This window comes from Luteibacter sp. SVR4-7G (genome assembly GCF_056755555.1).
The window spans coordinates 23,954-31,794 of the sequence record NZ_JBPGXO010000028.1 but is presented as its reverse complement, the minus strand read 5'-3'; the positions used below and the strand labels follow the sequence as shown (position 1 = coordinate 31,794).

The following is a 7,841-nucleotide window of genomic DNA, read 5'->3' as shown; positions in this document are numbered from 1 at the left end:
GGGCATCGGGGAAGTAATCCGGCTTTTGAGGAATTTGTTTAGGGCTGGTGGAGAGGGGCCGTTGCCCCTCCCCTTGCAAGGGGAGGGGAGGGGCAGCGACCCGTCCGGTCTTACGGCTTGCCGATGAAATCCGTCTTACCCAGCGCCACGCCCGCACCGCGGAGGATCGCGTAAGCCGTGGTCGAATGGAAATACACGTTCGGCAGCACGAAGCCGAGCAGGTAATCCTGCCCGCGGAAGTGCATCTCCCCAGTGCGCATCTGCAGCAGGATGTCGCGGTCTTCGCTGCCGTCGATCTGTTCCGGCTTGAAGCCCTTCAGCAGGTCGATCACGTGAGCGATTCGCTTCTGCAGTTCGTCGAAGGTGGTCTCGTTGTCTTCCATCTTCGGCACGTCCTGGCCGGCCAGACGAAAGGCCGCGCCCTTCGCCATATCCGTTGCGATCTGTACCTGGCGAGCCAGCGGGAACATGTCGGGCGTGATGCGCGTGGTCAGCATCACGTGATCGTCGATCTTGCGCTCGGCGGCATGCGCCGCACCCTTCGCGAGCACGCCGGAAAGGTTGGTCAGCGCGCGGACGAGGACGGGCACGCAGGTCTGGTACATGGAGATGGACATGGGGTCGTGGGCTCTTCTGGTGATGGGCGGCCGGCTGGCCGCGGCGGCATATTGTGCGGTGTCGTTGGCGGCGCGTCGACGGCGTTCCCGGTTAGCATGGCGCCGGGCTGGCGGTGAAGAGGAGAACGCATGATCTTGCGAACACGGCACCGCGAAAAGCATCGGCTCGACCGCATCGGGTGGCTGCGTGCCGCGGTGCTCGGGGCCAACGACGGCATCCTCTCCACGGCCAGCCTGGTCGTCGGCGTGGCTTCGGCGTCGCAGACAGGCGCGTCGGACATCATGATCGCGGGCGTCGCAGGGATGGTTGCCGGTGCCATGTCGATGGCCGCGGGCGAGTACGTATCGGTGAGTTCCCAGGCGGACAGCGAGAAGGCAGAGCTGGCCCTGGAGTCGCGGGAACTACGCGAGGACCCGAAGGGTGAGCACAAGGAGCTGACCGAGATCTACGTTCGCCGAGGGCTCGATCGTGAGCTGGCAGGCCGCGTGGCGGAGCAGCTGATGGACCATGATGCGCTGGAGGCCCATGCGCGCGACGAGCTGGGCCTTTCGGTGACGACGGCGGCGCGTCCACTCCAGGCCGCCGCCGCCTCGGCGGTGAGCTTTGCCAGCGGTGCCATTCTGCCGATCCTCGCCGTGGCGCTGTCCACGCGGGAACTGGCGGCGCCGGTGACCGTGGGCGTGTCCTTGCTGGCCCTGGCGATACTCGGTGCGGTTTCCGCGGGCATGGCCGGTGCATCGATAGGGCGCGGCGTCGCGCGTGTGGTGTTCTGGGGGGCGTTGGCGATGGCGCTTACGGCGGGGGTGGGGCGGCTGTTCGGAGTTGCGGCGTAGTCTTGGATCGTGTGTAGGAGCGCGCCTTGCGCGCGACAGCTGTTCGCGAAGAGCAGCAGGGCCTGTTGCTCACGGCCTCAACAGCTGTCGCGCGCAAGGCGCGCTCCTACAGATGGGCGTCAGCCTGCTACGCAGCGATTCCTTCCGCCGTTCTTCGCCGTGTACAGGGCCAGGTCCGCGCGATCGAACACCGACTGCGGCGTGTCGCCGGGCTGGAACTGCGCGAGTCCGATCGACGCGGTGACGCGTACCGGCTGGCGGCTCGCGTGGAAGGCGAGGTGCTGGATCTTGCCGCGCAGGCGCTCGCACACCTGGAGCGATTCGGCCTCGTCGGTGTCTTCGAAGATCACGATGAACTCCTCGCCACCGTAGCGCGCCACGAAGTCGCGCGGGCGCACGTGCTTCAACAAGGCCTGGCCAATGATGCGCAGGACGGCGTCGCCGGCCGTATGGCCGTAGGTGTCGTTGATGCTCTTGAAGTGATCGATATCGATCGCCGCGATGCTGAGGGGGCGCGAGGTAGCCTGCCAGGCCTCGAAGGCGCCCTCGATCCGCTTCTCGTAGGCCAGCCGGTTCGGCATGCCGATCATCGTGTCGGTCTGCGCGAGCTCATGTTCGCGCTCGAGCGAACGCTGCAAGGCGTTGCGCTCGGTCTCCAGCTGTTCAATGCGCTGGCGCATCTTCTCGGCCCGCTCCCGATACGCGGTGAGGCGCGCGCTTTCGCGGTCGCGGAAATCGCGGAAGCAGAGCGCGATCGTCTCGAGGCTGCGGTTCACGCGCTCGCGCAGTTCGTGCGCATCGTCGATCTCGAGGGCGGCTTCGCTGAGCAGGCGCATCTCGTGTGCCACCGAGGCGTCCAGCGCCTGTCCATTCGACTCGCCGGTGGACTGGTCGGCCAGCTCGCGCGACATGTACTGGCTCATCTCGTCGAGACGGCCGGTGACATGGCGGAGCACGACCTGCAACGCGTCGATCTCGCGCTGCAGGCCGATGCGCTGTTCGTTGATGAGATCGGCGAGGCGGTCGCCGCAGGCAGCGAGCGCCACGAGGTCGCCCGCATCGGCTACCTGGAGGCGCAGGTCCTGTGCACGATCCGCGAGGCGGGGCAGTACCACGATGCGGTCGACCAGCCGGCTCAGCGACGACTGCACGGACGATCCGTGCTCTGTCCTCTTGGGACGGCCGATGGAAATGGAGCGCTCCTGGTAGGCCATGGCGGGCTGTTCGCCCAGGGCGTGGACCGCCTCGGCCAGGCCGTTCACCAGGGGCTCGAGGGCAATCGGTTCCATCGGCCCGGTAAGGGCTGCGGAAAGGCGTTCGATATGCGGATCGACCTGGTCGTTCGCGCCATGCGCGACACGGCCAAGACAGCCAACCAGCTGGCGCAGCAGGGACTCCGCGGTGCGCCAGTGCGCCTCTTCACGGGTCAACCGCTCCACGGCTTCGTGATACTTGCTTTCCCAGAGCTGGTTGTCCAAACGCTCGCCCCGACGGTCGCGTCAAGTTGCCGATTCGGGGCACATCATACGATGAAGTTTGTGGATTAGCTCACGTTTTCAGGGCTCATGGCGGGCTCGGGCTCCCCCTTGGTGGCCCGCGCGGCGACCACGAGGCCCACGACGATGAGGGCGGCCGCGACCAGGAACGGCATGCCTGCCACATGCAGGGTACGGACTGGATCGATCCAGAAGGCGAAGATCTGGGCAAACAGGTAGGGGCCGAAGATGCCGGCGAAACTGCCCAGGCTGGTGACGCCTCCCTGCAGGCGGCCCTGCTCGTCGGGCGCCACGTGCCGGGTCATGATCGACTGGATGGGCGGCCCGGCAAGTCCCCATAACGACATCAGCGGGATGCCGATCAGGAAGGCCCAGCCGGTGGAGGCGAACCCCATCACGGCAAAGGCGGTCGCGCCGAAGACCAGGCCCGCCAGCATCACCCGCCGCTCGCCGAAGCGCGTCACCAGGCGGCCGGTGAGGAAGGCCTGGACCGTGCCGTCGCACGCGCCGACCAGGGCGAGTACATAACCCACCTGCTGCGGCCCCCAGTGGTAACGGTAGTCGGCATAGAGCACGAACACGGTCTGCAGCACGTAGTGGGCCAGGTAGAACGTGAACATCACGATCGACAGGCCGAACACTTGCGGGTTGCGGCGCAGGAGTTTCATCGCGCCCAGCGGATGCGCGGTGTGCGGTTCGAAGCGCGCGGCGCGCTTTTCCGGCGGCAGCGATTCCGGAAGGATGAAGAAGCCATACAGGAAGTTGGTCAGCGCGAGGCCGGCCGCCACCCAGAACGGCAGGCGCAGGTCGATGCCACCGAGGAAGCCGCCCAGAGCCGGACCGATGATGAAGCCGATGCCGAAGGCGCCGCCGAGCATGCCGAACGCGGCGGCGCGTTTTTCCGGCGGCGTCACGTCGGCGATGTACGCGTTCGCGGTGGTGAAGCTCGCCGCCGTCATGCCGGAGATGACCCGCCCGACGAACAGCAGCCACAGCGACGGCGCGACCGCCATGAAAATGAAGTCCAGGCCGAGGCCGAGGTTTGAGAGCAACACGACCGGGCGCCGTCCGAACCGATCCGACAGCGCGCCCTGGATGGGCGAGAAGATGAACTGCACGATGGCGAACACCGTGCCGAACACACCCACCCACCACGCGGCATTCGACACGGTGCCGCCGGTCATCTGCTCGATCAGGTGCGGCAGCACCGGGATGATGATGCCGAACGCGAGGATGTCGATCAGCACCGTGACGAAGATGAAGATCACCGCGGCGCGGCGAACGGGGGTATGCGAGGGCGTTTCCATGGAATTCCGCAGCGGTCAGACCAGTTGTTTCAGCCGTGGCGCCACGATCGGCACCGTCAGCATCGTGCTCGCCACGGCCATCAGCAGCAGCGCGGTGAAGGTTTCGCTGGTGATCACCTGCCGGTCGAGCAGGATGTTGACGAAGATGATCATGATCAGGGCCTTCGTCTGCAGAAGCCAGCCGATCGTCCACGCATCGCCACGGTTCCAGCCGAGGATCTTGCCGGCGATGCCGACGCCGGCGAGCTTGCCGCCTACCGAGGCCACGAGCAACACCCCTGCGGCAATGAATACGGCGGTACCGCCCACCGACCAGTTCGTGCGCAGGCCCGTGGAGAGGAAGAAGATGGGCATCAGGATAAGCAGCACGTTGTGGCGCAGCTTGTCCACGTGTTCCAGGGTGAACCAGTCGCGGTCCATGATGGCGCCCGCAAGGAACGCGCCCACCATATAGTGCAAGCCCGACCAGTCGGCGCCGTACGCGCAAACCGTCAGCCATATGAGCCCGACGTACCAGCGGTCGGTTTCCTTCAATCGCTTCATCAGCAGGCGGAACAGCCACGCCGCAACCGCGAAGCCGGCAAGGAAGGCGGCCTGGTGACCCACGCGCTTCCAGTCGAGCAGGATGATCGCCAGCACGCCCCAGATCGCCACGTCGTCGAGGCTGGCATAACGCAGCACCCGCATGCCCAACGGTTCGCGCAGGATGTCGAGCTTCTCCAGCAGGAGGATGAGGATGGGCAACGCGGTCACCGCGCACGACATGCCCACGCCGAGTACGAACTGCCAGGGCGCGGCAGCTTCGCCCATCCAACCGTTGCGCCAGGCCAGCATGCCGACGGCGGCCGCGCAGCCGACGATCAGCGGGCCCGCCAGGGCCAGGGCGGCCGTGGTACCGCACTCGCGGCGGCGCCGCCACACTTCATGCAAGTCCAGTTCGATGCCCGCGAGCCAGACAAACACCATGACGGCCCACCACGCGATGCCGTTGAGCGCGCCGATCACGGGCGGGGCGAATACGGTGGCGTAGTAGTCGGGAAAGATCTTGCCCAGCACGCCGGGCCCCAGCACGATGCCGACGATGATCTGCACCACCACCAGCGGCGCCCAGTAATCGGTACCAGCCAGCCGCCAGATCAGGTACGGCACGGCGAGGATGATCGTCATCGCGATCAGGAACATTTCGGTCGTATTCATTGGCCCTCCCCAGGGAGAGCCGAGGATAGCCGAAACCCGCCGGAATACAGCAGATGCGGAACCCGGCACGGCACCCGGGGGCCAGGTACCGACATGTGGAAGCCGGCACAGGCACGCGGGACCAGTCACAGACATCGGAGACTTGGTGCAGGCATCTGGGAGTTGGCGCAGGCATGTGGGAGCCGGCTATGCCGGCGATCCCGCGGCAGCGGGCAAGCTAGCCGCAAGCCCCCATCGCCGCTGAAGCGGCTCCCACACAAAGCCCGGCCGCTTGTAGGCTCCTACAAATCGCTCTCACCGCGGAGGTTGCGAGAGTTCCTTCGCGTTCAAAACGCCGTCGTGGTTCCGGTCCAGCTTGTGGAACTGCTGGATGAGGTTCCGCTGGAATTCCTCGAGGTGCACGGGCCGGGCCCCGGGACGCATGGGCCCGTCGTTCGCGTCGAGCACGCCGTCGCCGTTGACGTCCATGCGCTGGAAACCCTGGCTCATGTAACGCACGTATTCCGTCTCATCGATGCGGCCATCGCCATTGCCGTCCATCCAGCGCAGGTACTCCGCCGGGGTGCGCGGGAAGTCCTGCGCGAAGAGGGGTGTAGCGAGGACGAAACCGGCAAGCAGGGCGTAAGGACGTCTGTTCATGGGCAGGCAGTCTGCGCGAACACGGGACGTTTGTCGCCTCGTGCCGGGCGGGAGTACCTTTGGCTTCTGGCAGACCCCACCCAAGGAACGCTTCCATGATCCACGACAGCATCCTCGACACCATCGGCCGTACCCCGGTGGTGCGCCTGCATCGCGTCGCCCCCGCCCACGTCACGCTCTATGCGAAGGTGGAATCGTTCAATCCGGGCGGTTCCGTGAAGGACCGTCTCGCGATTGCCGTCATCCTCGATGCGGAACAGAAGGGCCTGCTGAAGCCCGGCGATACCGTGATCGAAGCGACGTCCGGCAACACCGGCGTGGCCCTCGCCATGGTCTGCGCGGCGAAAGGTTACAAGTTCGTTGCGACGATGGCCGACAGCTTCTCCGTCGAACGGCGCAAGCTGATGCGCGCCTATGGCGCCAGGGTGATCCTCACGCCTGCCGCCGAGCGCGGCAGCGGCATGGTCCGCCGCGCGGAGGAACTGGCGGCGAAGCATGGCTGGTTCCTGCCCCGGCAGTTCCAGAATCCGGCCAACCCGGCATACCACCGCAACACCACGGCCGCCGAGATCCAGCAGGATTTCGCCGGCCGCCGGCTCGATGCGTTCGTCACCGGGTGGGGTACGGGCGGCACGCTGACCGGCGTGGGCGAAGTGCTGAAGGTCGCGCGACCGGAAGTGAAGATCGTGGTGGCCGAGCCAGCCGTGGCCTCGATGCTGCAGGACAAGCCCTGGTCACCGCACAAGATCCAGGGCTGGACGCCGGACTTCGTGCCCGACGTGTTGAACAGGAAGATCTTCGATCAGGACATTCCCGTGGACGAGGTGGTGGCACGCGACACCGCGCGGCGCCTCGCCGCGGAGGAAGGCCTGTTCGTCGGCGTTTCCGCCGGTGCGACAGTGGCCGCGGCGCTGAAATTCGCCGAGGACGCGGAAAAAGGCAGCGTGATTCTTGCCATGCTCCCGGACACGGGCGAACGCTACCTCTCCACCTTCCTGTTCGAAGGCGTGGAGGAAGGCTCCGACGAAGCCTGGCTGAACAGCCTGCCCTGATCCTGTAGGAGCGCGCCTGCGCGCGACGGCTTCTCGCGAGGCGCAGCAGGGCGCCTGTTGCGTGATCGCTAAAAGCCGTCGCGCGCAAGGCGCGCTCCTACCTGTCACGAGGGACCCCACGCGGGAACTGCGTTCCCGTCACGCCCGACCCGTCACGGTGGCTTCCTCGAAGTGAGGAGGCCACCTGTCATGACATTTTTCCGTAGCAAGAGCGTCGGTGAAGAGCTGCTCGGCCGCGCCCACCGTATCGCCGGCGCGACGATCGGCAGCCATCCGCGCGAAGCCTTCGGCGCTGCGCGCGAATACGCCGGTCGCGCGGGCGCCCTGGCCACCGACGCTTTCGGCGGCGCCAGCCGCGGCGTGCGGCGTCACCCTGGCATCAGCATCGCCGTGGGCGTGGGTATCGGCGTGCTCGTCACCGCCTATCTGATGTCGCGTCACCGCGCACACGTGCGGGCTGAGGACGACGAACACGACCCGACCCGCCAGCGGCCGACGAACAGCAGCGGCGACGCACTGGATGGCTCGGGCGAGGACAATCCGATCCCGGGCGAGACGGGGCTGTACTAAAGGAGTCACTGGGTCCCTGCCTTCGCAGGGACGACGGTGAGGGTGCTTGCGCAGGACGACTGTGAGTAATGCTGCCCCGGAACGACCGTGTCCCGCTCGTCGCCCCTGCGAAGGCAGGGGCCTAGCGAC

Annotated in this window: 8 protein-coding genes; 3 read left to right on the top strand and 5 right to left on the bottom strand. The window is 66.6% G+C overall.

What is annotated here, in order from left to right:
- Nucleotides 1-110: 110 nt before the first annotated feature.
- Nucleotides 111-617, bottom strand: a complete 507-nt coding sequence (locus ACR9ZH_RS12015) for a DUF1993 domain-containing protein (RefSeq protein WP_481290979.1) — start codon at nt 615-617, stop codon at nt 111-113.
- 135 nt (nt 618-752) lie between these two features.
- Here ACR9ZH_RS12015 and ACR9ZH_RS12010 point away from each other — a divergent pair, with 135 nt between their 5' ends.
- The gene (locus tag ACR9ZH_RS12010; protein ID WP_481290998.1) at nt 753-1,451 is read left to right on the top strand and encodes a VIT1/CCC1 transporter family protein; all 699 of its coding nucleotides are present in this window, start codon (nt 753-755) and stop codon (nt 1,449-1,451) included.
- Nucleotides 1,452-1,570: 119 nt separating this feature from the next.
- On the opposite strand, the gene ACR9ZH_RS12005 is transcribed toward ACR9ZH_RS12010, so the two are convergent.
- The 4 genes from ACR9ZH_RS12005 to ACR9ZH_RS11990 form a co-directional block, all read right to left on the bottom strand.
- Complete coding sequence (locus tag ACR9ZH_RS12005) at nt 1,571-2,929, bottom strand: GGDEF domain-containing protein (RefSeq protein ID WP_481290978.1); 1,359 nt, start codon at nt 2,927-2,929, stop codon at nt 1,571-1,573.
- A gap of 65 nt (nt 2,930-2,994) precedes the next feature.
- Nucleotides 2,995-4,254, bottom strand: coding sequence for a TCR/Tet family MFS transporter (locus ACR9ZH_RS12000; protein WP_481290977.1), 1,260 nt, complete (start codon nt 4,252-4,254; stop codon nt 2,995-2,997).
- A gap of 15 nt (nt 4,255-4,269) precedes the next feature.
- Nucleotides 4,270-5,451 (bottom strand): cation:proton antiporter, encoded by a 1,182-nt coding sequence (locus tag ACR9ZH_RS11995; protein WP_481290976.1) that lies wholly within the window; start codon nt 5,449-5,451, stop codon nt 4,270-4,272.
- 294 nt (nt 5,452-5,745) lie between these two features.
- On the bottom strand, nt 5,746-6,090 hold the full coding sequence (locus tag ACR9ZH_RS11990) for an EF-hand domain-containing protein (RefSeq protein ID WP_481290975.1): 345 nt from the start codon (nt 6,088-6,090) through the stop codon (nt 5,746-5,748).
- Nucleotides 6,091-6,185: 95 nt separating this feature from the next.
- On the opposite strand from ACR9ZH_RS11990, the gene cysK reads away from it, so the two are divergent.
- Together cysK and ACR9ZH_RS11980 are read left to right on the top strand one after the other, a co-directional pair.
- Nucleotides 6,186-7,142, top strand: coding sequence for a cysteine synthase A (gene cysK, locus ACR9ZH_RS11985; RefSeq protein ID WP_481290974.1), 957 nt, complete (start codon nt 6,186-6,188; stop codon nt 7,140-7,142).
- Nucleotides 7,143-7,331: 189 nt separating this feature from the next.
- Nucleotides 7,332-7,712 (top strand): hypothetical protein, encoded by a 381-nt coding sequence (locus ACR9ZH_RS11980; protein WP_481290973.1) that lies wholly within the window; start codon nt 7,332-7,334, stop codon nt 7,710-7,712.
- Nucleotides 7,713-7,841: the final 129 nt, after the last annotated feature.

Excerpts from the sequence above, each read along its gene's own strand:
- ACR9ZH_RS12015 (WP_481290979.1), bottom strand. The coding sequence starts at position 617 with ATGTCCATCTCCATGTACCAGACCTGCGTGCCCGTCCTCGTCCGCGCG.
- ACR9ZH_RS12000 (WP_481290977.1), bottom strand. The coding sequence starts at position 4,254 with ATGGAAACGCCCTCGCATACCCCCGTTCGCCGCGCCGCGGTGATCTTC.
- ACR9ZH_RS11995 (WP_481290976.1), bottom strand. The coding sequence starts at position 5,451 with ATGAATACGACCGAAATGTTCCTGATCGCGATGACGATCATCCTCGCC.
- ACR9ZH_RS11990 (WP_481290975.1), bottom strand. The coding sequence starts at position 6,090 with ATGAACAGACGTCCTTACGCCCTGCTTGCCGGTTTCGTCCTCGCTACA.
- cysK (WP_481290974.1), top strand. The coding sequence starts at position 6,186 with ATGATCCACGACAGCATCCTCGACACCATCGGCCGTACCCCGGTGGTG.
- ACR9ZH_RS11980 (WP_481290973.1), top strand. The coding sequence starts at position 7,332 with ATGACATTTTTCCGTAGCAAGAGCGTCGGTGAAGAGCTGCTCGGCCGC.